The sequence below is a fragment of the Nocardia vermiculata NBRC 100427 genome, from assembly GCF_001613265.1.
Taxonomy (GTDB): Bacteria; Actinomycetota; Actinomycetes; order Mycobacteriales; family Mycobacteriaceae; genus Nocardia; species Nocardia vermiculata.
In genome coordinates this window covers 86,563-108,588 of the sequence record NZ_BDCA01000008.1, presented here as the reverse complement: position 1 = coordinate 108,588, position 22,026 = coordinate 86,563, and the positions used below count along the sequence as shown (strand labels likewise).

21 protein-coding genes and 1 pseudogene are annotated in these 22,026 nt (G+C 68.5%); 9 read left to right on the top strand and 13 right to left on the bottom strand.

What is annotated here, in order from left to right:
• Position 1: 1 nt before the first annotated feature.
• On the bottom strand, positions 2-967 hold the full coding sequence (locus tag NV2_RS12390) for an aspartate carbamoyltransferase catalytic subunit (protein WP_067872227.1): 966 nt from the start codon (positions 965-967) through the stop codon (positions 2-4).
• Positions 964-1,626: a bifunctional pyr operon transcriptional regulator/uracil phosphoribosyltransferase PyrR gene (gene pyrR, locus NV2_RS12385; RefSeq protein ID WP_174550584.1), complete on the bottom strand. Its 663-nt coding sequence runs from the start codon at positions 1,624-1,626 to the stop codon at positions 964-966. Before pyrR ends, NV2_RS12390 begins: the two co-directional genes overlap by 4 nt.
• 228 nt (positions 1,627-1,854) lie before the next feature.
• Here pyrR and NV2_RS12380 point away from each other — a divergent pair, with 228 nt between their 5' ends.
• Together NV2_RS12380 and NV2_RS12375 are read left to right on the top strand one after the other, a co-directional pair.
• On the top strand, positions 1,855-2,733 hold the full coding sequence (locus NV2_RS12380) for an alpha/beta fold hydrolase (RefSeq protein ID WP_067872225.1): 879 nt from the start codon (positions 1,855-1,857) through the stop codon (positions 2,731-2,733).
• A 56-nt stretch (positions 2,734-2,789) separates the two neighbouring features.
• Positions 2,790-3,431, top strand: a complete 642-nt coding sequence (locus NV2_RS12375) for an alpha-ketoglutarate-dependent dioxygenase AlkB (RefSeq protein WP_067872566.1) — start codon at positions 2,790-2,792, stop codon at positions 3,429-3,431.
• A 1-nt stretch (position 3,432) separates the two neighbouring features.
• Here the strand turns inward: NV2_RS12375 and NV2_RS12370 are convergent, their stop codons facing one another.
• Positions 3,433-3,978 carry a DUF4334 domain-containing protein gene (locus NV2_RS12370; protein ID WP_067872223.1) on the bottom strand — a complete coding sequence of 182 codons (546 nt, stop codon included), beginning with the start codon at positions 3,976-3,978 and terminating at the stop codon, positions 3,433-3,435.
• Positions 3,979-4,354: 376 nt separating this feature from the next.
• Here NV2_RS12370 and NV2_RS12365 point away from each other — a divergent pair, with 376 nt between their 5' ends.
• A complete protein-coding gene (locus tag NV2_RS12365; protein WP_067872220.1) occupies positions 4,355-5,500 on the top strand; it encodes a serpin family protein in 1,146 nt (381 codons plus the stop codon).
• A 54-nt stretch (positions 5,501-5,554) separates the two neighbouring features.
• Positions 5,555-6,802 carry an ArsB/NhaD family transporter gene (locus tag NV2_RS12360; protein WP_084474447.1) on the top strand — a complete coding sequence of 416 codons (1,248 nt, stop codon included), beginning with the start codon at positions 5,555-5,557 and terminating at the stop codon, positions 6,800-6,802.
• A gap of 69 nt (positions 6,803-6,871) precedes the next feature.
• Here NV2_RS12360 and NV2_RS12355 read toward each other — a convergent pair whose 3' ends face one another.
• The gene (locus NV2_RS12355) at positions 6,872-7,450 is read right to left on the bottom strand and encodes a TetR/AcrR family transcriptional regulator (RefSeq protein WP_067872559.1); all 579 of its coding nucleotides are present in this window, start codon (positions 7,448-7,450) and stop codon (positions 6,872-6,874) included.
• A 100-nt stretch (positions 7,451-7,550) separates the two neighbouring features.
• On the opposite strand from NV2_RS12355, the gene NV2_RS12350 reads away from it, so the two are divergent.
• The gene (locus NV2_RS12350; RefSeq protein ID WP_245662567.1) at positions 7,551-8,528 is read left to right on the top strand and encodes a quinone oxidoreductase family protein; all 978 of its coding nucleotides are present in this window, start codon (positions 7,551-7,553) and stop codon (positions 8,526-8,528) included.
• Here the strand turns inward: NV2_RS12350 and NV2_RS12345 are convergent.
• The 4 genes from NV2_RS12345 to NV2_RS12330 all read right to left on the bottom strand — a co-directional run bounded on the left by NV2_RS12345 (position 8,518) and on the right by NV2_RS12330 (position 11,177).
• A complete protein-coding gene (locus NV2_RS12345) occupies positions 8,518-8,778 on the bottom strand; it encodes a YciI family protein (protein ID WP_067872214.1) in 261 nt (86 codons plus the stop codon). The genes NV2_RS12350 and NV2_RS12345 overlap by 11 nt on opposite strands.
• Positions 8,775-9,275 (bottom strand): transcription antitermination factor NusB, encoded by a 501-nt coding sequence (nusB, locus tag NV2_RS12340; RefSeq protein ID WP_084474509.1) that lies wholly within the window; start codon positions 9,273-9,275, stop codon positions 8,775-8,777. The genes NV2_RS12345 and nusB overlap by 4 nt, the downstream gene beginning before the upstream one ends.
• A 36-nt stretch (positions 9,276-9,311) precedes the next feature.
• Positions 9,312-9,875, bottom strand: coding sequence for an elongation factor P (gene efp, locus NV2_RS12335; protein WP_067872208.1), 564 nt, complete (start codon positions 9,873-9,875; stop codon positions 9,312-9,314).
• Between the two features lie 84 nt (positions 9,876-9,959).
• On the bottom strand, positions 9,960-11,177 hold the full coding sequence (locus tag NV2_RS12330; RefSeq protein WP_373863555.1) for a M24 family metallopeptidase: 1,218 nt from the start codon (positions 11,175-11,177) through the stop codon (positions 9,960-9,962).
• Positions 11,178-11,300: 123 nt separating this feature from the next.
• Between NV2_RS12330 and NV2_RS12325 the strand changes: the two genes are divergently transcribed.
• The 4 genes and pseudogenes from NV2_RS12325 to aroB all read left to right on the top strand — a co-directional run bounded on the left by NV2_RS12325 (position 11,301) and on the right by aroB (position 15,520).
• Entirely contained in the window at positions 11,301-11,813 is a 513-nt protein-coding gene (locus tag NV2_RS12325; RefSeq protein ID WP_067872202.1) for a prepilin peptidase, read from the top strand.
• A 67-nt stretch (positions 11,814-11,880) separates the two neighbouring features.
• Positions 11,881-13,101, top strand: coding sequence for a chorismate synthase (gene aroC, locus NV2_RS12320; RefSeq protein WP_084474441.1), 1,221 nt, complete (start codon positions 11,881-11,883; stop codon positions 13,099-13,101).
• 53 nt (positions 13,102-13,154) lie between these two features.
• Positions 13,155-13,673, top strand: a pseudogene (locus NV2_RS32225) (shikimate kinase); the annotation flags it as partial.
• Between the two features lie 707 nt (positions 13,674-14,380).
• Entirely contained in the window at positions 14,381-15,520 is a 1,140-nt protein-coding gene (aroB, locus tag NV2_RS12310) for a 3-dehydroquinate synthase (protein ID WP_067872197.1), read from the top strand.
• A gap of 65 nt (positions 15,521-15,585) precedes the next feature.
• Here the strand turns inward: aroB and NV2_RS12305 are convergent, their stop codons facing one another.
• Genes NV2_RS12305 through alaS form a run of 5 tightly spaced genes read right to left on the bottom strand, consistent with a single transcriptional unit; the run spans position 15,586 to position 22,000 of the window.
• Positions 15,586-16,068 carry a B-4DMT family transporter gene (locus tag NV2_RS12305; protein WP_168436121.1) on the bottom strand — a complete coding sequence of 161 codons (483 nt, stop codon included), beginning with the start codon at positions 16,066-16,068 and terminating at the stop codon, positions 15,586-15,588.
• A gap of 48 nt (positions 16,069-16,116) precedes the next feature.
• Positions 16,117-16,941 (bottom strand): shikimate dehydrogenase, encoded by an 825-nt coding sequence (locus NV2_RS12300; RefSeq protein ID WP_067872192.1) that lies wholly within the window; start codon positions 16,939-16,941, stop codon positions 16,117-16,119.
• A complete protein-coding gene (locus NV2_RS12295) occupies positions 16,931-18,730 on the bottom strand; it encodes an endolytic transglycosylase MltG (RefSeq protein ID WP_067872189.1) in 1,800 nt (599 codons plus the stop codon). Before NV2_RS12295 ends, NV2_RS12300 begins: the two co-directional genes overlap by 11 nt.
• The gene (gene ruvX, locus NV2_RS12290) at positions 18,723-19,334 is read right to left on the bottom strand and encodes a Holliday junction resolvase RuvX (RefSeq protein WP_084474438.1); all 612 of its coding nucleotides are present in this window, start codon (positions 19,332-19,334) and stop codon (positions 18,723-18,725) included. Before ruvX ends, NV2_RS12295 begins: the two co-directional genes overlap by 8 nt.
• Positions 19,334-22,000, bottom strand: a complete 2,667-nt coding sequence (alaS, locus tag NV2_RS12285) for an alanine--tRNA ligase (RefSeq protein ID WP_067872186.1) — start codon at positions 21,998-22,000, stop codon at positions 19,334-19,336. The genes ruvX and alaS overlap by 1 nt, the downstream gene beginning before the upstream one ends.
• Between the last annotated feature and the right edge of the window lie 26 nt (positions 22,001-22,026).

The window sequence follows — 22,026 nt, the reverse complement described above, 5'->3', positions numbered from 1 at the left end:
TTCACGCCACTGCCTCCCCCGCACCGACCAGCAGCCGGAAGAGCACCGCCATACGCATGTGCACGCCGTTGGTGACCTGTTGCAGCACCGCGGTTTTCGGCGAATCGGCGACCGACGGCGCGATTTCCATGCCGCGCAGCATCGGCCCCGGGTGCAGCACCACCACATCGTCGTCGAGCAGTGCCATGCGTCGTTCGTTGAGCCCGTAGGCGATCGAGTACTCCCGGACCGAGGGGAAGAATCCACCGTTCATGCGTTCGGCCTGCACCCGCAGCATCATCACCGCATCCGCGCCGGGAAGTGCCGCGTCCAGCGAATGCGAGACCTGTACCGGCCACTGTTCGACTCCCACCGGCAGCAGGGTGCGGGGGGCGACGAGCACCACTTCGGCGCCGAGCAGGTCGAGCAGGAAAGCGTTGGACCTGGCGACCCGGCTGTGCAGGATGTCGCCGACGATCACAATCCGCCGACCGGCCAGATCTCCCAGCCGCTGACGCAGCGTCAGCGCGTCCAGCAGCGCCTGGGTGGGATGTTCGTGCATCCCGTCCCCGGCGTTCACGATCGCCGGGCCGGGCCCCGAGTAGCCGCCCGCACCGGTATCCAGTTCGTCGAACCAGCGGGCGATCTGATGTGCCGCACCGGAGGCCGGGTGCCGCACGATCAGCGCGTCGGCGCCGGCGGCGTGCAGAGTGAGCGCGGTGTCGCGCAACGACTCGCCCTTCGACACCGAGGAGCTCGAGGCGCTGACATTGATCACATCGGCACTCATCCACTTACCGGCGACCTCGAACGAGACCCGGGTGCGGGTGGAGTTCTCGAAGAAGACCGTCATCACGGTGCGCCCGCGCAGGGTGGGCAGCTTACGCACCTCGCGGCCGAGCAGTGCCTGTTCGAAGCGCTGTGCGTCGTCGAGCAGTTCGGTGGCGGTGCCGCGGTCGAGATCGGTGACCGAGAGCAGATGCCTCACTGCTCGCCTCCTTGATGTAGATAGACGCCGTCGCGGCCGTCGTGTTCGCTCAGCAGCACCGACACGTCCTCACTACGTGAGGTCGGCACGTTCTTCCCGACGTAGTCGGCACGGATGGGCAGTTCGCGGTGGCCGCGGTCGACCAGTACCGCCAGTTGCACCGCCCGGGGACGCCCCAGGTCCCGGAGCCCGTCCAGAGCCGAACGCACGCTGCGGCCGGAGAACAGCACGTCGTCGACCAGCACGACCAGCGCATCGTCGATTCCGCCCTCCGGCACCGAAGTACGCTCCAGCGGGCGGTGTGGCCGGTTGCGCAGATCGTCGCGATACAACGTGATATCGAGCGATCCGAGGGCGGGCCGCACCCCGGAGAACTCCTCGATCCGGTCGGCGAGCCGGGTAGCGAGGGTGGTGCCGCGGGTCGGGATGCCGATCAGAACTACCCGGGGTGCCGCGTCAGCGGAATCGAGTGCGGTCTTCTCGATGATCTGATGCGCCATTCGCGCCACCGTGCGACCGACGTCGGACACCGACAGCAGCTCACGACCGGCCTGGACCCACTCGGGATCGTGCCGCTGCGAATACTCGCCTGCGGCACTCGACCTGGCGACCCGATCCTCGGGCACGATTCGGCCGCCGCGCTCTTCGGGCACGGCCATGCCGACCTCCTTCCCCGCCTCACCGGACGGTCCGTTAAAGGATGTCTTTTCGATCCCCGAGCCTAGCAGTGGCGGGACCGGCGACAAATCGCGGGGTAACCCGTGTGAGCGCCGCCACCAGCGCAGATGCCGACGCATAGTCGTATCGCCGACTCCGGTATCACCAGGACGATCCGGCTGTGGTAACCGCGGACGGAACTGTTTCATACAGCGTAAATCGGATATGGGATGCTCGAGGGTGTGAGTAATGAAGCCGACTTCACCGAACCACGGCGGCGCACCTTCCGCGGCCACGACGGCATCACCCTGACCGGCGAGAGCTGGGGGCCACCAGACGGCCCCCTCGCCGTATTTCTGCACGGCGGCGGCCAGACCCGGCACTCCTGGAAGGAATCGGGCGCGGCGCTGGCCAAGGTGGGAATGCACGCGATCCTGCTCGACGCGCGCGGCCACGGCGAGAGCGACTGGGCACCGGACGGCGACTACTCCCGGGTGGCGATGACCGACGACCTGCTGGGCATACTCGCCGAACTGGACCGGACCGCGATCGTGGTGGGTGCGAGCATGGGCGGGCTCACGGCATTGCTGGCGACCACCCGTCCCGGGCGCGAGCGCATCGCGGGACTCGTCCTCGTCGATGTGGTGCCCCGGCCGGAACACAGGGGCGTCGAACGCGTGATGAATTTCCTCGGCGGGCACCCGGAGGGCTTCGCCTCACTCGAGGAGGCCGCCGACGCGGTCGCCGAATACCTACCGCACCGCAGCCGGCCACGAAATCCTGAGGGACTACGGCGCAATCTGCGACTGCGCGAGGACGGACGCTGGTACTGGCACTGGGATCCGGCGATGATGTCGGCCCGGCCCGAGGACATCGAACTCCAGACCAGCGACCTGGAGGACGCGGCACGCCACCTGGAGATGCCGGTCCTACTCGTCCGCGGCCGCCTCTCGGACGTGGTCAGCGAACAGGGTGTCGCCGATTTCCGCGCCCTGGTCCCGCATATGGAATACGTCGAGATCACCGGTGCCGCACATACCGCCGCCAGCGACGTCAACGACGAATTCTCCGACGCCGTGGTCGATTTCGTGCGAGCCCACCTGAGCTGAGCATGCCGCCCCGGGCACTGTTGAACATATGTTCGAAAGAACGTACATTCGAACATATGTCCGCACCACTGCAGAGATCGTTGTTCGACGGTGTCGGCGCGGCCGAGCCCGGGGAAATCACCATCGGCCCCCTCACAGCGGCACGTCGGACCGGGCTCAGCGCACACGCCTGGGTGGATCTGCTGCCGGGCTGGCTGCACGGTGCCGACGAACTGTTCGAGCGGCTGGCAGTCGAGGTGCCCTGGCGCACGGATCGCCGGCCGATGTACGACCGGGTGGTGACGGTGCCGCGCCTGCTGCGGTCCTACGCCGCGGACGAGCCCTGGCCGCACCCCGTGCTGCGCCGGGCGTGTACCGCATTGAGCGATCACTACGGCCCGGAACTCGGGGAGCCCTTCCAGACGGCCGGGTTGTGCTACTACCGCGACGGCGCAGACAGCGTGGCGTGGCACGGTGACACCCTCGGCCGCGGCGCGACACACGACACGATGGTGGCGATCGTCTCCGTCGGCGCACCGCGCGCGCTACTGCTTCGCCCGCGCGGCGGCGGTGCGAGCCTGCGATACCAGCTCGGGCACGGCGACCTACTCGTCATGGGTGGCGCCTGCCAGCGCACGTGGCAGCATGCGGTGCCGAAGACCCGACGGCCGGTGGGGCCGCGCATCAGCATCCAGTTCCGCCCGCGCGGCGTGCATTGACTCAGGCTCGGCGCAGCACGAAGAAGTACGGTTCCGGCAGTCCGCGCATGTCCATCACACCGAGCAGGGTGTCGGCATCCACCCGCCGGAAGATGTCGACGATCGGCAAGTGGTCGTAGATCATCGCGGCGCTGGTCTTGCCACGGAATTCGACTGCGCGCAGCCGCGCACGAGCGGTCCGGGTGCGCAGCAGCGGGCGCAATCCCGGCAGCATCCGGCGGGCGGCACGGAATCCCCAGGTGGGCAACCTGCCGGCCAGCGCCAGCGGAACTCGACGCGGATCCACCGCGAAGACGACGCCGTCCGGACCAGCGAACAGCAGGGGCTGAACCTCGTCGGCGGAGTCGAACTGCTTGCCGTACCAACCGGATTCGACGAGCACCCCGGCCCACGGATGACCGGTGTCGAGTTCCGATCCCGTCCATCGCCCGCTGGTGATCTCCGCGACCGTGACCTCCGGCAGGCCGTCGTACAACTGCCATGCCTGCTCGGCAGTGACGCGACCGGCGCTCAATTCGGCCAACCGCACCGTCCCGGCATCCGGCATCTCAACCAACCTCCTCGACGACGGTCATAGTGCCGCCGCACATTGCCATACTCCGGCATCGACCACCCCAACACCTCCGGTCACGCAGGCACAGTTCCGGCCATAGTGGTACACGCCACATCATTACCACCTATATCTCGAGCCCACTCGAGGTAGCAGACTCAGCGGTGGATCGGTCCTCACCGATCCCCCGGGCCGCCCAGGCCCGGGCGCGCCCCCGCCGCCCACGTACACCCCGGCGGGGGCGCACCGCCCCGGGTACGACTCGGAGCCGCACTGTCCGGATCACCGAATGCGCTGGGCGACCTCACCCGCGACCGGTAGCGGTGCGCTGTCGTCGGCTCACTTGCGGGGTCCGCACCCGTAGACTCCGACTATGCAACCCGGTCTCGCCCCCGATGTCGCCGCAGCGAACGGTCTCACCAGAAAATGGTGCACCACAATGGGTTCCGACGACTTCGCTGTGTCGGGGTACGGAGTATGGCCGCTGCTCACCCTCCTCACCGCGGTAGCAACCGGCCCGGTACACAGCGAACTCCGCACCGCGACGGGCTGGTCCACCGACACCGCGCACGATGCGGCCCTCACACTGCTCGGCCGGCTGGAGAACAGCGATGCGGTGCGCGCGGCGCTCGGGATATGGACCGGCGCGAACTTCCCGCTCCGCGAGGAATGGGTCCGCTCCTTACCGTCGAATACGGTCTCCGCCCTCGGCGATCGGGACGGCCTCGACGACTGGGTCCGCGAGCACACCGACGGACTGGTCGACCGGTTCCCGGCCGAGATCGGTGAGTCCACCGCACTCGTCCTGGCCACCGCGGTCATCGCGCGCACCACCTGGCGTGACGCCTTCCAGGACGGAGTTCTCGAACCGGTGGCAGGTCCATGGCGGGGGTACCGTGGGCCGGCGCTGTCGCGGTACAGCCGAGAACTGCGCGACGCGGCGCTGCTCGGCCACGACACTCCGGTGACCCGGGCGGTGGTGCGCGGGGTCTCGGATCTGGATGTCCATCTCCTGCTCGGCACGGAGGATGCTCGCCCGGGCGCGGTGCTGGCGACCGGCATGGACGCCCTCGACGGCTCGGTCGAGATCCGCACGCCGGTCCTCGGCGACCGTGGTCCGGGATTGTCCGTCCGCGAGGTTACGGCGGTCGCGGACGCGCTGCGTATCCACCTGCCGCCTTTCGACATCCGGTCCGCCCACGATCTGCTGGACCGGGCGGACCTGTTCGGACTGCGGTCGGCGGCCGGCACCGCCGGGAGCGAGAACATGTTCCCCGGCCTCTCGTCCGTACCACTGACGGTGACCGCCGCCGCGCAGGGTGTGCGAGCCCGGTTCACCGCCGAAGGCTTTCATGCCGCCGCTGTCACCTCCGTCCTCATGGCACCGACCGGTATACCGCGACCTCACGACGCCCGCGAGATCGCTGTCGACTTCGACCGGCCGTTCGGATTCCTGGCCGTGCACCGGGACACCGGCGCGGTGGTCGTCGCCGGTTGGGTCGCCACCCCCGGCGCCTGACCGGCCGGCGGATCTCCGTGCCGTCGCGGCCTGTCACGGTGCGATGATGAGCGCATGCCCGATTCCCCGGCAGATGCCGAGCGCGCACAGCCGCCGACGGGCCCGGAGGAAGCCGAAGCGCCGCGACTGCTGAACGTGGTCCGAGTGGCTGTTCTGGTGGTCGGTGTGCTGTGTGTTGTCACCGGGTGGCTGCCTCGCGCCGATGCCGAGGCCAATATGCGACGTATCGGCCCCCTGCTGTTGTTTCTGGGCAGCGTGATCGTGCTGGCCCACCTCGCCCGGCGCGCCCAGGTTTTCGATGTACTGGCCCACCGGATCGCGATCGCGGGACGCGGCAACTACCCGGCGCTGTTCGTCTGCTGCGTCGGCTTCGCGGCACTGACCACGATGGTGCTCAACCTCGACACCACCGCGGTACTGCTGACACCGGTACTGCTGGCTCTGGCCGGGCCCACCCGCATCCCCGCGCTCCCCCTCGCGATGACCACCCTGTGGCTGGCGAATACCGCGAGTCTGCTGCTACCGGTCTCCAACCTGACCAATCTGCTGGCCGCCGATCGGATCGGACTGCACGCAACCGGTTTCGCGGCCAGAATGTGGCTACCCCAACTGATCTCGCTCGCCACCACGATGGCATGCCTGTGGTGGTGGTACTGGCGGCGTCGGCACCGCGATCACGATCACTACCTTCCCCCCGCCCCGATTCGACTGCACGGCCGGCGCGAGCGCACGTTGTTCTACACCACCGGCGGGGCGTGCGCGGCGTTCATCGTGGCGATCCCGTTCGCCGGTGACCGCATCGGGTTCGCCGCCGCGGCGGCCGCCGTCCTCGCGGTGGCGAGTTTCGCGATATTCGACCGCGGCGCCCTGCGACTGTCATTGATCCCGTGGCAGCTACTCGTCTTCGTGGTCGGGTTGTTTCTCGTGCTTCCGACAGTGAGCAGATTCGGGCTCTCCGACCTGATAACCGCGCTGATCGGTACCGACCCCGGCGCCGAGGGCGCCTTCCGTGCCGCCAGCGCCGGGCTGGGCCTGTCGAATATCGCGAACAACCTGCCCGCGTACACCGCCGGTGAGGCGGTGATCCCGGACGGCCATCGAGACCAGTTGCTCGCGTTACTGATCGGCACGAACGCGGGAGCGATCGTTACCCCCTGGGCATCCCTGGCGACCCTGCTGTGTCTCGAATTCTGCCGGATGCACTCGGTGCGGGTGCCGCCGGGGCGTTTCGTCGGGACGGGGCTCGTCCTGGCGGTCGTCGCTGTCGCCGGAGCCGTCTGCGGCCTACTCCTCACGAGCTGAATCGTCGACGCGGACCACGCCTTTCGATCCGACGCACCCCCGGGAAGCGGGTCGCGGGGGCGCGTCTCATCACGAAGTTCTCACGACGGACTGCACCACATCGCGCACCGCGTCGCGCAGGCGGCCGGCCTCCCCGGCTCGCACCAGATCACGGCCGTACTCGCTCGCGGTCAGACCCAGCAGCAGTCGACCGACGGCGACAGCATCGAGATCCGGTCGCACCTCGCCCAGTAATCCGGCGATATGGGCATACCAGGCCTCGTGGAACTCGGCAGTGCGCGGGTGCGGTGCGACGGTGCGATAGGCAGCGGTCATCAGTTCGACATTGTCGGCCATCATCGCCGCCATCGCATCGAAGAAGGCCAGCAGCCGGTCCGGGGCGGGCGCCCCGGGTCCCAGCGGCGGTGGGCCGTCGGTGATGGCCACCAGCAGCGTCTCGGCCGGTTCGGCGATCATGGCGTGCAGCAGGCCGGCACGGCTACCGAAGCGGTGAAAGACCGTCCCCTTGCCGACACCTGCCGCCGCGGCCACTCGATCCATGGTTACCGCCTCGGCGCCGTATTCGGCCAGCAGCGCGCGGGTCGCGTCGAGGATCGCGCGCTGGTTGCGCGCCGCGTCTGCTCTGACTTTTCGCTGCTCGACGACCATCACCGCCACTTTCCGTTGACAAAGTTGACCCTTGGTCCATATTCTTCCGAAACAACTGGACCTACAGTCAACTTATGGGGTTACTATGCAGGCAATCGTAATGTCCGGGACTGGTGGGCCCGAGGTGCTCCAGGTTCGCGACGTGGCCCGTCCACGCCCACAACGTGGCGAAATACTGCTTCGCACGGAGGCCGTACCGGTGCTCTATCCGGAAACCTTGATTCGCGCGGGTGTCTACCCCGCGCCGGCGACCTCGCCACAGATCTTCGGCATCCAAGCGGTCGGAGTGGTCGCCGAAGTCGGCGCAGGCGCCGACCCCCGTTTGCGCGGACAGCGCGTGCTGGTAGCCGGAACGGGCACCTGGGCCGAATGGGTCTGCGCACCCGCGGATTCCGCAGTCCCGGTACCGGACGGGCTCGATCCCGAGAATGCTGCCGCCGTGGCGATGAGCTGCTCGGTCGCGCTGACCCTGCTGGATGCGGCCGCCGCATCCAGCGCCGAAACGGTACTGGTCGAGGCCGCGGCGACCGGCGTCGGCGGATATCTGACCCAGCTCGCCCGCCGTCACGGCGCCGGCACCGTCATCGCCACGGCCGGCGGGCAGGACAAAACGGAGCGGGCGCGCGAACTCGGCGCGGACGAGGTGATCGATCATCGCGATCCGGACTGGCCGCAGCGGCTGCGGGACCTCCTCGGCACCGACACGGTCGACCTCGTGTTCGACGCCGTCGGCGGTCCGAGCGCGGCAGCGCTCCTCGACGTGATGACTCCACTGCGCGGCCGGATGCTCGGCTACGGGTGGCTGTCCGGGGCTCCCGCGCAGGTGACGACGATGGATCTGATCATGCGCGGCCTGAGTTTCACCGGATGCCCCGGACCCGATTGGCTGGCCGCGGTCGCCGAGCGGCGAGCGCGGGCCCTCGAGCTGGCGGCGACCGGGGCGGTGACAGTGCTGATCGATCGGGTGCTCCCGCTGGACCGGGCCACCGAGGCGCACCGGCTCGTCGACCAGCGGGCGACATTGGGCACCATCGTGCTGCGGCCTACTGCCACCGACAGCGCCGGCTTCAGCCGGTGATCTCCCACTCGTACACCGTCAGCTCCGAGGCCCCCGCGGTGTGGATCGGATCGGTGAACACCAGATCCCTTGCCGCCGCGAGACTCTCCGCCAGTACCACGTAGGCGCCGCCGCTGCCGTCCGGGAATCGCCCGGTGCAGTCGAGCTGCCCTCGCGATCGCACGTCGGCCAGCCATTCCCGGTGCGGTTCGATCACCGCATCCGACCAGGACGGCGTGCGCATCGCGAGCACCAGGTACTTGACCATCATTCGCCGCTGTCGTGCCGGGTCGCCGCCGCGGCAGCGCGCACCTGATCGGCGAGCGAGACGATCCGGCCCAGCACCCCGTTGATGAAGCCGGGCGAATCGTCGGTCGACAGTTCCTTCGCCAGCTCCACCGCTTCGTCCACCGCGACCACGGGCGGAACCTCGTTGGCGTGGAACAGTTCCCATACCGCCACCCGGAGAATCGCACGATCCACCGCGGGCAGGCGGTCGAGCGTCCAATCCTGCAGATAGGACGCGATGGTGCCGTCGACCCGATCGAGGTCGTCGGCCACCCCTTCGACCAGGACCCGGGTGTACGGGTTGACCGGCGCAACCTGATCGTCGCGACCGACCAGATCCAGGCGTTCCGAGATCAGATCCGCCGGATCGATATCGCGGGCCTCCGCCTCGAACAGCAGGTCCACGGCCCGGCGGCGGGCCTTGTGCCGGGCACCGAGTTTCTTGTGGGTGGACTTCTTGTCCACGGGCTGATCAGCCACGATCACCATTATCCCGTTCGGAGTGTCGGCGGCGAATCAGCTGTTTACCCGGCCCAGATAGCCGCCGTCGCGCGAATCGATCTTCAGCTTGTCCCCGACGTTGATGAACAGCGGCACCTGTACCTCGGCACCGGTCTCCACCGTCGCGGGCTTGGTGCCGGCACTGGAGCGGTCTCCCTGCAGCCCCGGCTCGGTGTGGGTGACCTCGAGCTCGACGGTGACCGGAAGTTCCACGTACAGCGGCGCATCCTCGTGCGTGGCGACCTGCACGGTCATGTTCTCCAGCAGGAACCCGGCGCCTTTGCCGACGGTCTGTTCGGGAATGCCGATCTGATCGAAGGTCTGGCTGTCCATGAAGATGTAGTCCGAGCCGTCGTGGTACAGGTAGGTCATATCGCGACGGTCGACGGTGGCGGTCTCGACCTTCACACCGGCGTTGAACGTCTTGTCGACCACCTTGCCGGACAGCACGTTCTTCAGCTTGGTCCGCACGAATGCGGGGCCTTTGCCCGGCTTGACGTGCTGGAATTCGACGATCTGCTGAAGCTGACCGTCGATCTTCAGCACGAGGCCGTTCTTGAAGTCGCTGGTGTCCGCCACTGTCCTCGGATCTCCTTGTTAGTACTGTTCGACGTCTGTACAGGTCGGCGCCCGTGCGGGGCCCACCGAATTCGGCAACCGAGGTCAGTCGACCACGGTGAGGTCTTTGCTGGTGTGGGTGAGCAGCTCCGGCTCCCCCGCGCGAACCACGAGCGTGTCCTCGATGCGAACTCCACCGCGGCCGGGGAAATACACACCTGGCTCGACGGTCACCGCCACGCCATCGAGCAGTGTACCGGTCGCCGATTTGGCTACCGGAGGCGCTTCATGGATCTGCAGCCCGACGCCGTGCCCGAGGCCGTGCACGAACAGATCTCCGTACCCGGCGGCTTCGATGACCGACCGCGCCGCCGCATCGACCGCCGCATAGGCCACTCCCGGCGCCAACGCCTCACGACCGGCACGCTGCGCCTCGTAGACGAGCTGGTAGATCTCGCGCTGCCAATCCGACGGTTCGCCGAGGACCATCGTACGGGTCATATCGGAGTGGTAGCCGTCCACCGTCGCGCCGAAATCGAGTTTCACGAAATCGCCGGCCGCCAGCACGGCCCCCGTCGGACGATGGTGCGGCACCGCCGAATTGGCGCCCGCGGCGACGATCGTCTCGAAGGAGATCGCGTCGGCGCCGTGTTCGAACATGAGCCATTCCAACTCCCGCGCCACCTGACGCTCGGTGCGTCCCGGACGCAGACCGCCACGGTCGAGCAACGTCGCCAACGCGGAGTCGGCCGCGGCACAGGCGGCACGTAGCCGTCCGATCTCGTATTCGTCCTTGACGGTGCGTAGCTGTTCGACCAGGCCCGGGGTGGGAACGAATTCGAGCCCGCTGCCCTGTTCGACGAAGCCGCGCTGCTGGTCCACCGTGACGATATGGCTCTCGAAACCGACCCGGCCGAGTTGCCATTCCCCGGCGAGTTCGACCAGCCGCCGGGCACTGGCCCGCGCAATCTCCGCGCGTAGATCCGGCACCTGCTCCCCGACCTGCGTGATGTACCGGCCGTCGGTGCAGATGACCGTGCGCTCCGGCGGATCCTCCGCCGCGGGCTGCCCGGCCCGCTCCTCGTCGACCTGGCTGCCGTCCCAGGAGTGCACCAGCAGGGCGGCATTCGACCCGGTGAACCCGGTCAGGTAGCGAATGTTCACCAGATCGGTGACCAGCAGGGCATCGAGCCCGTTCTCCACCAGCAGGTCTCGTAACCCTGCCCGGCGCGCCGCGTGGTCGGGGCGACCGGAACCGTCAACAGCAGACATGTGCCCCACGCTACCGCTACGGTGTCGCGCCGTCGTCAGGTCACCGGGCACCCGGGCCGCGCTGCTCCCCGGTCACGGCAATGCCAACTGCCGCCTGTTCACAACCGTTGCGGTTGTCCACATTTCGTGCCGGCAGGCGGCGCCCGGCACCGGCACCGGGCGACGATCGATGCCATGAACGCACCCGGCCTGTTCGCGCTGATCATCTGGAGCGCGGTGCTGAGCATCATCGATATCCGGACCCGGCGGCTCCCCGATGCGCTCACCCTGCCCGGCGCTCTGGTCGTCGTCGTGCTCGCCGCGGTCGAGGGGCACGGGCTGGTCGCCGCGGCCGGGGCACTACTGCTCGCCGGGCCCTATCTCGCCGTTCATCTGATCAGCCCGCCGGCTTGCGGTGGTGGCGACGTGAAACTGGCGCTCGGCACCGGCGCCGCGGCCGCATGCGGTGGTGCGCACAGCTGGGTGTGGGCGGCGCTGGCCGCTCCGGTACTGACCGCTGCCGCCGGGACCGGCGCCCTGCTCGGCCCACGACTCACCGGTCTGCTGCCGCACGGCGCCACGGAGCGCACCCGGCACGTCATCCCCGGTCTCGTGATCGGCCGCCGGACCGGAGGACCTCCGGTCACGGTGCCACACGGGCCTGCGATGTGCCTGGCTACCGTTGCGGCACTGTGGCCCACGGTGTGACCGCGGGAGCGGCCCACCGGTAACCACCCGGATGCCGATGTCCTAGTAGAGGTCGTGACGTGGAAAGATGGGAGACGTGTTGCGCTGGATTACTGCCGGAGAGTCCCATGGTCCCGCCCTTGTCGCCATCGTCGAGGGGATGGTGGCCGGTGTCGAGGTGACCTCGGCCGATATCGCCGCGCAACTCGCGCGCCGCCGGCTGGGGTACGGACGCGGCGCCCGGATGAAGTTCGAGGCCGACAAGGTCACCGTCATCGGCGGGATCCGGCACGGCCGCACCATGGGTGGCCCCGTGGCGATCGAGATCGCCAATTCCGAATGGCCGAAGTGGACCGAGGTCATGTCCGCCGATCCGGTCGACGAGGCGGAGCTGGCGGACCTGGCCCGTAACGCCCCGCTGACCCGCCCCCGTCCCGGCCACGCCGACTACTCGGGCATGCTCAAATACGGCTTCGACGATGCCCGCAACGTCCTCGAGCGGGCCAGCGCCCGGGAAACCGCCGCCCGCGTGGCGGCCGGTACGGTGGCGCGCCATTTCCTGCGGCAGGCGCTCGGTGTCGAGGTGGTCTCCCATGTCGTCTCGATCGGCACCGCGACCGCTCGTGCGGGATTCGTCCCCACCGCCGTAGACCTCGAGGCCGTCGATTCCAGCCCGGTACGTGCCTTCGATCCCGAAGGTGAAACCGCGATGATCGCCGAGATCGAGGCCGCCAAGAAGGACGGCGACACCCTCGGCGGCGTCGTCGAGGTGGTCGTCACGGGTCTGCCGGTGGGTCTCGGATCGTTCGTCAGCGGTGAACAGCGCCTCGACGCCCGGCTCGCCGCCGCCCTGATGGGGATCCAGGCCATCAAGGGGGTCGAGGTCGGCGACGGTTTCGAAACCGCCCGCCGCCGCGGCAGTGCCGCTCATGACGAGATGCGCCCCGGTCCCGACGGAGTGCTGCGTTCGACCAACCGCGCCGGCGGCCTCGAGGGTGGTATGACCAACGGCGAGGCGCTGCGCGTCCGCGCCGCGATGAAACCGATTTCGACGGTCCCGCGTGCCTTGTCGACCGTGGACATGGCCAGCGGCGACCAGGCCTCGGCTATCCACCAGCGCTCCGATGTCTGCGCCGTCCCCGCTGCCGGCGTCGTTGCCGAGTCCATGGTCGCGCTGGTCGTCGCGCAGGCGGTGCTGGACAAGTTCGGCGGCGATTCGCTGCCGGAAACCGTGGCGAACCTGCGCGGCTATCAGCAGCAGGTCCAGACCCGCCCACATATCCCGGGCACCGTCGCCTCGGAGGCATGAATGGCTGATCCCGTGCGCGGCGCCGCCCGGGTCGGGCGCCCGGGACAGCCGTCGTGACCGTTCACACCGACCCCGCCGCCCGCAGCGTGATACTGGTCGGCCCCCCCGGGGCCGGCAAGTCCACCATCGGCCGCAAACTCGCTCGTGAGCTCGGCGTCTCGCTCTACGACACCGATGCCGGTATCGAAGAGGACACCGGGCGCAGTATCCCGGAGATATTCGCCACCGACGGCGAACCGGAATTCCGGCGCATCGAGGAGCGGGTGGTGCGGCGCGCCGTCCTCGACGAACACGGGGTCGTCTCACTCGGTGGCGGTGCCGTGCTCTCGGAGGCAACCCGCGAACTGCTTCGCGGACGCACGGTGATCTACCTGGAAATCAGTGTCGCCGAAGGCTTACGGCGCACCGGAGCCTCGACCAACCGCCCGTTGCTCAACGGTGACGACCCCGGCGCGAAATACCGCGAGCTCATGCGGATACGCCGCCCCCTGTATCGGGAGGTGGCCTCGATTCGCATTCGTACCGACGGGCGCAGCCCCGGCCGGGTCGTGCGTGCCGTCCTCACCAAACTCGGCATCGAACCCACCGAACCGCCGGCACCGCAAACGAATCCGCAGCAGTCCGGTAAGTCCACGTCGCGCCGCGCGCGCTCGCGCAGCCGACGGCGCCGTGCCCGACCGGCACCGGAAACTCCGCAGCAGCCGGACGGCACCGGGGAAACATCCGGTGCGACCACATCCCGTCCCGACGACACCGCCGCCCGACCGGATCCGGCCGGCCCCGAGGCGAACAGTTCGGACACCGGACAGCCGCGCCGCAGAGCCCGCCGGTCCCGTCGTGGTGGGCGCCGTCATTCCCGCACTCGACCGGCCTCCGGCGCGGAGTCGGCCACCGATGCTGCGGCGGCCGGCGCCACCACTACCCCAACCGGCCGGCAGCACGCCGAGTCCGACCCGAACACCCGCCCGGCACGGGGGCGGCGCAGCGCCACGCGCGCGGCAGGCCCACCCGCCCCGAACACCACGGCCGCGGCGGACAGCAGTACTGCGACCGGGGCACGCGCCCCTGCCCGCCGGCTCGCCGAGAACCCGCCGGCAACGGTATCGTCGGCGACCGTTTCCGCGGCCGAACCCATATCCGGCGCGGACGATCCTGCTCCCCCGGTGCTGTCCGGAGAGCGGGACGAGCACGAATCCGCCCCGGGTGCGGGGCGGTCCCGGCGCGCCCGAGCCCGGCGCGCCCGGCTACGACGAGCACTACAGGAATCGGAGCAGCACACATGAGTGAGCCCACCCGCATCGAGGTCCGCACCGCCGATCCGTATCCGGTGATCATCGGCCGCGGACTGCTGGGTGACCTGGTCGACGAGGTCGCTCGGCAGCCCGGTGTGCGGTCGGTGGCCATCTTCCATCAGCCACCACTCACCGAAACCGCCGAAGTCGTGCGTCAGGCCCTCGCCGAACGAGAAATCGGCGCCCAGGGCGAAACCATCGACGCCCATCGCATCGAGATCCCCGACGCCGAGGACGGTAAGGATCTTCCGGTCGCCGGTTTCTGCTGGGAGGTGCTGGGCCGTATCGGCCTCACCCGCCAGGACGTCGTGATCAGCCTCGGTGGCGGCGCGGCCACCGACCTCGCCGGCTTCGTCGCCGCAACCTGGATGCGCGGTGTGAAGGTCATCCATGTTCCGACCACACTGCTCGCGATGGTCGACGCTGCGGTCGGCGGTAAGACCGGCATCAATACCGAGGCCGGAAAGAATCTGGTCGGCAGCTTTCACGAACCCGCGGCCGTACTGGTAGATCTGGTCACCCTCGAGACTGTTCCCCCCAACGAGATCATCGCCGGAATGGCGGAGATCATCAAGGCCGGATTCATCGCCGACCCGGTGATTCTCGACCTCGTCGAGCGCGACCCGCGCGCCGCACTCGATCCCACCGGTGAGGTGCTGCCGGAACTGGTCCGCCGGGCGATCCAGGTGAAAGCCGATGTCGTGGCCGCCGATCTCAAGGAGGCGAGCCTGCGCGAGATCCTCAACTACGGGCACACTCTCGGCCATGCCATCGAGCGTCGCGAACGCTACCGGTGGCGCCACGGTGCGGCCGTCTCGGTCGGTCTGGTCTTCGCCGCCGAACTGGGCCGGCTGGCCGGACGGTTGGACGATGCCACCGCGGACCGTCACCGCGCGGTCCTCGACAGTGTCGGTCTCCCGACCACCTACGACGCCGACGCGCTCCCGCAACTGCTGGAGAGTATGCAGACCGACAAGAAGACCCGCTCGGGCATCATCCGGTTCGTCGTGCTCGATGGTCTGGCAAAGCCGGGCCGCCTGGAAGGACCGGATCCGTCGTTGCTCGCCGCGGCCTATGCGACGATCGCCCGCGAGGACAGCCCCGCCGGCGGCGGAATCCTGCTCTAGAAATGCGAAATCCGGGCCGCGGGATCACCCTGCGGCCCGGACAACGCCGGAACCCTTCGACGAATTCAGGCCGGTGACGCCGCGGCCGGCGGCAGCGACGCATCCGACGAGTCGGACTTCCGCCGTTCCCGACCGGCCAGGAACCCGCCGACCGCCACCCCGATCATCGCCGGGATGAAGATCATCAGAACGATGAAGGCCGCACCAGCGGTCAACTCGAACAACAGCCCGTTGTCACCGAGATCGAACTTCGGCGCGAAATCCACCAGCCACGAGACCAGACCGCTGCCCAGGCCGCCCGCCACACCGGCTTTCAGCCAGCGCATGGTGAGGTCCGCACCGCCCTGTTCCGGGTCCGGATTGGCCCGCCGATTCTTGCGACCGTCGAGCAGACCCCACGCCACGCCGGCGACCAAGAGGATCACCAGGCACAGGATGCGCATCCAGGAACCGTTCGTCGGCCAGTAGATCATGCCGAAACCGAGCAGCGCCCGCAGTACGACGGTCAGCGCACCGAGAACGATGGCGCGCAACAACCACGAATTCATGTCGATCACCTTAGCCTGTGTTGTGATGTCATCGAACTGGAACCGGTTCTACAAGTCCGACGAATCCAGTGCGGCGGCCATCGCCGCCCGGGGCGCGGTCCGGCCGGTGAACTGTTCGACCTGGCCGTATGCCTGATTCAGCAACATCTGCAGCCCGCTGACCACCGTATTTCCCGCCCGCTGCACGGCTACCGCCAGCGGAGTCGGCCACGGATCGTAGATCGCGTCGAGCACCACCGGCGCCGCTGCGACCGCATCGGCCACCACGGCCGCACCCGCCGCCGGCACGGTACTGACGACGGCATCGGCAGCGTGGCAGGCCGCGCGCACCCGCACAGCGTCGAAATCGGTGAATTCGGTGGTCATACCGAGCTGCCGCGACAGCGCCAGGGTCGAGGCCGCCCGACCGGAATCGCGCGCCACGACGGTGATCGATTCGGCCCCCAGCTCCGACAGCGCCAGCAGTGCCGGGCGGGCCGTTCCGCCCGCACCGAGCACGACCGCCCGGCGCACCGATTCGGCGCCGCCGGTCTGCAGCGCGCCCCGCACACCGTCCACATCGGTGCAATCGGCGCGCCAGCCGTCGTCGGTGCGGACCAGCGTATTGGCGGACCCGACGAGTACGGCACGTTCGGTCCGCCGATCCGCGTACCGCAGTGCGGCGACCTTCCCCGGCATCGTCACCGACAGTCCCACCCAAGCCGAGTCGAGCCCGTCGACCAGGGCGGGCAACTGCTCGTCCGTACATTCGATACGTTCGTATGTCCACGGCAGTCCCAGCGCCCGGTAGGCCGCCAGATGCAGCTGCGGCGAGCGGGAATGGGCGATAGGACTGCCGAGCACAGCGGCCTTCCGAATCCTGTTATCGGCCACTGTCGAGGATTCCGCTCTCCTGGGCGCGTTCGATATTGCGCAGATGTTCCTGGTAACTCTCGGTGAACAGCGTCGTTCCCTGCATGTCGACGGTGACGAAGTACAGCCACGGCCCCGGGGCCGGCTCCTCCACCGCTCGCAGTGCCTTCAGTGACGGCGAGGAGATCGGGGTCGCGGGCAGACCCGACATCGCATAGGTGTTCCACGGGGTTTCGCGAGCACGATCGTCGTCGGTGGTCGCGACCTCGGTGCGGTCGAGGGTGTAGTTGACCGTGGAGTCCAGCTGCAGCGGCTGTCCCACGTCCAGCCGGTTCAGCACCACCCGCGCGACCTTCGGCATATCCTCCGGCAGCGCCTCCCGTTCGACCAGCGATGCCGCAACCAGGGACTGGTAGGGATCGAGCTTGTTCGTGGCCCCGGACTGCAGCAAACCGGTCGTCTCGTAGCTGGCCGCGCTCTCACTGACCAGCTGGGCGAGAATCTGCTCGGGTGTCCCCGAGGGATCGAAGTTCCAGCTGCCCGCACCGATCAGGCCCTCGAGCTGGCGTGTGCGGTCGGGAACCTTGCGCACCGCGTCCAGCGCCCACGCCGGTACTCCGAGCACCGCCGGATCCGCGGCGGAACCCGCGGCGTCGAGCTGTTCGTAGGTGACACATTTCTTGTCGGTACCGGTACCGACACAGCTGGCATCGGCGATCTTGCGGTAGATCCCCTCGTTGCGAGCGCCGGTGTGGACGTCGGTCGAATCGTGCAGCCTGCGGCCACCGGACACGACCACCGCGCCCACCCGGGATTCCTTGCCCAGCAACGCGGTGACGGCGTCCTCGCCCTTGCTGTGCGACGGCACGGCGTAGTACCCCGGCTGGACCGAGGTGATACCCGAATTGCGCATCGCCGCCTGGAAGAAGGCACCGGTACTGGCTACGACTCCCTTGTCGAACATCGACTGCGCGATCTCGCCCGCGGTATCGCCGGGATGCACCTGAACCACGGCCAGCGGACCGGCCGGACCGTCGAATTCCTCCGGCCCGCCCAGCGAGCCGATGAACTTGTAGCCGGCATAACCGCCGGCGACCACGATCAGAACGATGAACACACAGCCGAGGACCACCATGTTCCGGCGGCGCTTGCGGCGTTCGGCTGCCTTGCGCGACGCCGCGCGCGAGCTCCGCTTCCGGCCACCACCGGACCGAGCGGGTTTCTCGGCGGAGTTCCGAGACGACCGCTGCGGTGCTTTCCGCGACGTGCTCCGCTGCGCTCGCCGCACCGTATCGGCACTCGCCGCGCGGCTGCTCGCCGGGCGCGTGCCGCGACGCGCCGGCGGCGGCGCCATCGGCTCGTCGTCTTCGATCGGCTCGTCGTCTTCGATCGGCTCGTCGGCGAGCTCGTCGAGGTCGTCCTCGGGTTCGAGGTAGCGGTGCCCGCTGCGGCGGGACGGCCGGGCGGGGGGCGCCGCGAATTCGGCCGTGGCTTCGACGTACTCGGCCTCGGCATACTCGGGTTCGGCGTACTCGGGTTCGGCGTAGCCGTCGCGGTAGCCGGGATCCTGATAACGCGGATCCTGATAGCGGGGGTCGTAGTCCGCCGCGCCGTAGTCCGGGTCGTAGTCGTCACCGACGTAGCGCGGGTCCGGCTGGTCGTCGACATATCGTGGGATGACGGCGGTGTCGTCCTCGTCTTCCCAGTCCTCGGTGGCACTGCGATGCGCACCACCACGCCGATAGCGCCGCTGCAGGTCGTCGGCACGCTGACGAGAGCGCTCCCCGGCCCGGGTCCAGCGGTCACTCATCCGACCACCTGGCCTCGTCTGCCCCGGCCGAGTTCAACACCACACTCCGTTCGTCCAACCAACCCTGCAGGATCGACACGGCGGCGGCCTGGTCGATCACCTGCCGCCGGCCACGCGAGCGAACTCCGCTGTCCCGCAATGCACGTGCAGCTGACACCGTAGTCAAACGTTCGTCGGAAAGTCGTATCGGCACACCGGGAATCAGGTTTCGCAAACGATCAGCGAACCGCATGGCCATTCGCGCGGAAGAGCCGCCACCACCACGGAGCGTGCGCGGCAGGCCGATGATCACCTCGACCGCCTCATATTCCCGCACAATCTCGGCTACCCGCATCAGATCGGTCGCGGGGCCCCGTTTACTCCCCTTCACCGTCGCTACGGTCTCCACCGGCGTTGCCAGGATCCCGTCCGGATCGCTCGCGGCGATACCGATGCGCACTGTTCCCACATCGATGCCGATGCGCCGCCCCCGGCCCGGATCGGTATCGGCCCGGGGGCGCTCGACGGGCAGCTGTTCCGGAGAAGACGCCGGCCCGGATCCCGGAGCCCCGCCCGATAAGGGCGGCTCCGGTTCCGAGAGCTCCGAGTTCTCGGAATTGTCCATCAGGCGGCGATCTCGGCCACCCGTGCGCGCACGCCGGACAGGCCGGCCTCGATCCCGGCGGGGTCGGTGCCGGCGCCCTGCGCCATCTCCGGCTTCCCACCGCCGCGACCGGCGATGCTCGGGCCGAAGCTACCGACCAGATCGCCCGCCCGCACACCGAGTTCCTGTGCGGGTTTGTTCACCGCGACCACGAACGGCACCTTGCCGTCGACATTGCCGAGCAACACCACCACGGCGGGCTCACTGCCGAAGCGGCCCCGGATATCGGTGGCCAGCGTGCGTAGATCGCCCGCGCCGACACCCTTCGGTGCGGCCGCGGCGACGAGCAGCACCCGGCCCACCCGCTGCGCCTGTTCGACATAGCTGCCGGCCTCCGCCAGCACCGCGGCGGCCTTGGTGCGCTCGAGTTCCTTCTCGGCGGTCTTCAAGCGTTCCACCAACTGTTCCACGCGTCCGGGTACCTCGTCGGAGGGCACCTTCAGCGAGGAGGCGACACCGGCGAGCAGAGCCCGTTCCTTGGCCAGGTACTTGTAGGAGTCCAGACCGACGAAGGCCTCCACCCGGCGCACTCCGGAACCGACCGACGACTCGCCGAGCAGCGTGATCGGCCCGATCTGGGAGGAGTGCTCCACGTGGGTTCCGCCGCACAGCTCCATCGAGAACGGCCCGCCGATTTCCACCACGCGTACCTCGGAGCCGTAGTTCTCCCCGAACAGCGCCAGCGCGCCCATCGACTTGGCCTTGGGCAGATCGGTGACGAAGGTGTTCACCGGGAAGTCCGAGCCCACCGCGTCGTTGGACACCGCCTCGATATCGGAGCGCTGCCCCTCCGACAGCTGGCCCTGCCAATTGAAGTCGAACCGCAGGTAACCGGGCTTGTTCAGCGAACCGGCCTGCACCGCGTTGGGGCCGAGTACCTGTCGCAACGCGGCATGCACCATATGTGTGCCGGAATGGCCCTGGGTGGCACCGCGTCGCCAGGCCGAATCGACCTGGGCCAGCACCGCATCACCCTCGGTGATCTGCCCGCGCTCGACGGTGGTCTTGTGCACCCACAGCTTCTTGGCGATCTTCTGCACGTCGTCGACCCGCAGTTCGGTGCCCGAAGCAGTGAGCGAGCCCCGGTCGGCGATCTGGCCACCGGATTCCGCATAGAGCGGGCTGCGGTCCAGGACGACCTCGACCTGCTGCCCGGCGGTGGCCACGGGTACCCGCACACCGTCGACGATCAGTGCGAGCACGGTCGCCTCGGTTGCCAGTTCGTCGAAGCCGGTGAATTCGGTAGCCCCGCGGTCGACCAGTTCCTTGTAGATCGACAGATCGGCGTGCGCATGTTTGCGCGCCTGGGCATCGTCCTTGGCACGCTGACGTTGCTCGGCCATCAGGGAGCGGAATCCGGCCTCGTCGACCTCGAGTCCGGCCTCGGCGGCCATCTCCAAGGTGAGGTCGATCGGGAAACCGTAGGTGTCGTGCAGGGTGAAGGCCTCGCTGCCGGCGAGGGTGCGTCCACCGGTCGCCTTCACCTCGGTGACCGCATCATCGAACAGCTTCGAGCCGGTGCTCAGCGTCTTGAGGAAGGCGGTTTCCTCGCCGACCGCGACCGTTTCGATACGGGTGAAATCGGTGGCCAGCTCCGGATACGACGGGGCCATCAGATCGCTGACGACCTTCATGAACTCCCCGATCACCGGCCGGTCGGCGCCGAGCAGCCGGGCCGAGCGCACGATGCGGCGCAGCAGCCGTCGCAGCACATAGCCGCGACCGTCGTTGCCGGGATTGACCCCGTCGGCGATCAACATCGCGGAGGTGCGGGCATGATCGGCGATCACCCGGAAGCGCACATCGTCGGCATGTTCGACGCCGTAGCTCTTCCCGGTGAGCTCCTCGGCCTTGCCGATGATCGGGCGCAGCAGATCGGTTTCGTAGACGTTGTCCACACCCTGCAGCAGCATCGCCACCCGCTCGACACCCATCCCGGTGTCGATATTCTTCTTCGGCAGCGTCCCTACCGGTTCGAAGCCCAGTTTGGGACTCTTCTCACCGCGGATGTCCTGCATGAACACGAGATTCCAGATCTCGAGATAGCGGTCCTCGTCGGCGACCGGCCCGCCCTCGGCACCGTATTCGGGGCCACGGTCGTAGTAGATCTCGGAACAGGGCCCGCCGGGACCGGGCACGCCCATGTCCCAGTAGTTGTCCTTGCCGTCGCGGAACTGGATGCGCTCTGTCGGTATCCCGGCGACACGATGCCAGATCTCGGCGGCCTCGGGGTCACTCTCGTAGGCGGTCACCCAGATCCGCTCGGGGTCGAAGCCGAATCCACCGTCCTCCTGGGACCTGCTGATCAGCTCCCAGGCGAAGGTGATCGCACCTTCCTTGAAGTAGTCACCGAAGGAGAAGTTGCCCGCCATCTGGAAGAAGGTGTTGTGCCGGGTGGTGACACCCACCTCTTCGATATCGCCGGTGCGCACACACTTCTGCACGCTGGTCGCGCGCGAGAACGGCGGCGCCTCCTGGCCCAGGAAATACGGCTTGAACTGGACCATGCCCGCATTGACGAACAGCAGGTTGGGGTCCGGCAGGATCAGCGAGGCACTGGGTACCTCGCTGTGGCCGGCACGGACGAAATGGTCCAGGAAACGCCGTCGGATCTCGTGGGTCTGCACGGATATTCAGCCTACCGGGCGCAGTC

Excerpts from the sequence above, each read along its gene's own strand:
- pyrR (WP_174550584.1), bottom strand. The coding sequence starts at position 1,626 with ATGGCCGTGCCCGAAGAGCGCGGCGGCCGAATCGTGCCCGAGGATCGG.
- NV2_RS12380 (WP_067872225.1), top strand. The coding sequence starts at position 1,855 with ATGCTCGAGGGTGTGAGTAATGAAGCCGACTTCACCGAACCACGGCGG.
- NV2_RS12375 (WP_067872566.1), top strand. The coding sequence starts at position 2,790 with ATGTCCGCACCACTGCAGAGATCGTTGTTCGACGGTGTCGGCGCGGCC.
- NV2_RS12370 (WP_067872223.1), bottom strand. The coding sequence starts at position 3,978 with ATGCCGGATGCCGGGACGGTGCGGTTGGCCGAATTGAGCGCCGGTCGC.
- NV2_RS12365 (WP_067872220.1), top strand. The coding sequence starts at position 4,355 with ATGCAACCCGGTCTCGCCCCCGATGTCGCCGCAGCGAACGGTCTCACC.
- NV2_RS12360 (WP_084474447.1), top strand. The coding sequence starts at position 5,555 with ATGCCCGATTCCCCGGCAGATGCCGAGCGCGCACAGCCGCCGACGGGC.
- NV2_RS12355 (WP_067872559.1), bottom strand. The coding sequence starts at position 7,450 with ATGGTCGTCGAGCAGCGAAAAGTCAGAGCAGACGCGGCGCGCAACCAG.
- NV2_RS12350 (WP_245662567.1), top strand. The coding sequence starts at position 7,551 with ATGTCCGGGACTGGTGGGCCCGAGGTGCTCCAGGTTCGCGACGTGGCC.
- NV2_RS12345 (WP_067872214.1), bottom strand. The coding sequence starts at position 8,778 with ATGATGGTCAAGTACCTGGTGCTCGCGATGCGCACGCCGTCCTGGTCG.
- NV2_RS12325 (WP_067872202.1), top strand. The coding sequence starts at position 11,301 with ATGAACGCACCCGGCCTGTTCGCGCTGATCATCTGGAGCGCGGTGCTG.
- aroC (WP_084474441.1), top strand. The coding sequence starts at position 11,881 with ATGGGAGACGTGTTGCGCTGGATTACTGCCGGAGAGTCCCATGGTCCC.
- aroB (WP_067872197.1), top strand. The coding sequence starts at position 14,381 with ATGAGTGAGCCCACCCGCATCGAGGTCCGCACCGCCGATCCGTATCCG.
- NV2_RS12305 (WP_168436121.1), bottom strand. The coding sequence starts at position 16,068 with ATGAATTCGTGGTTGTTGCGCGCCATCGTTCTCGGTGCGCTGACCGTC.
- NV2_RS12295 (WP_067872189.1), bottom strand. The coding sequence starts at position 18,730 with ATGAGTGACCGCTGGACCCGGGCCGGGGAGCGCTCTCGTCAGCGTGCC.
- ruvX (WP_084474438.1), bottom strand. The coding sequence starts at position 19,334 with ATGGACAATTCCGAGAACTCGGAGCTCTCGGAACCGGAGCCGCCCTTA.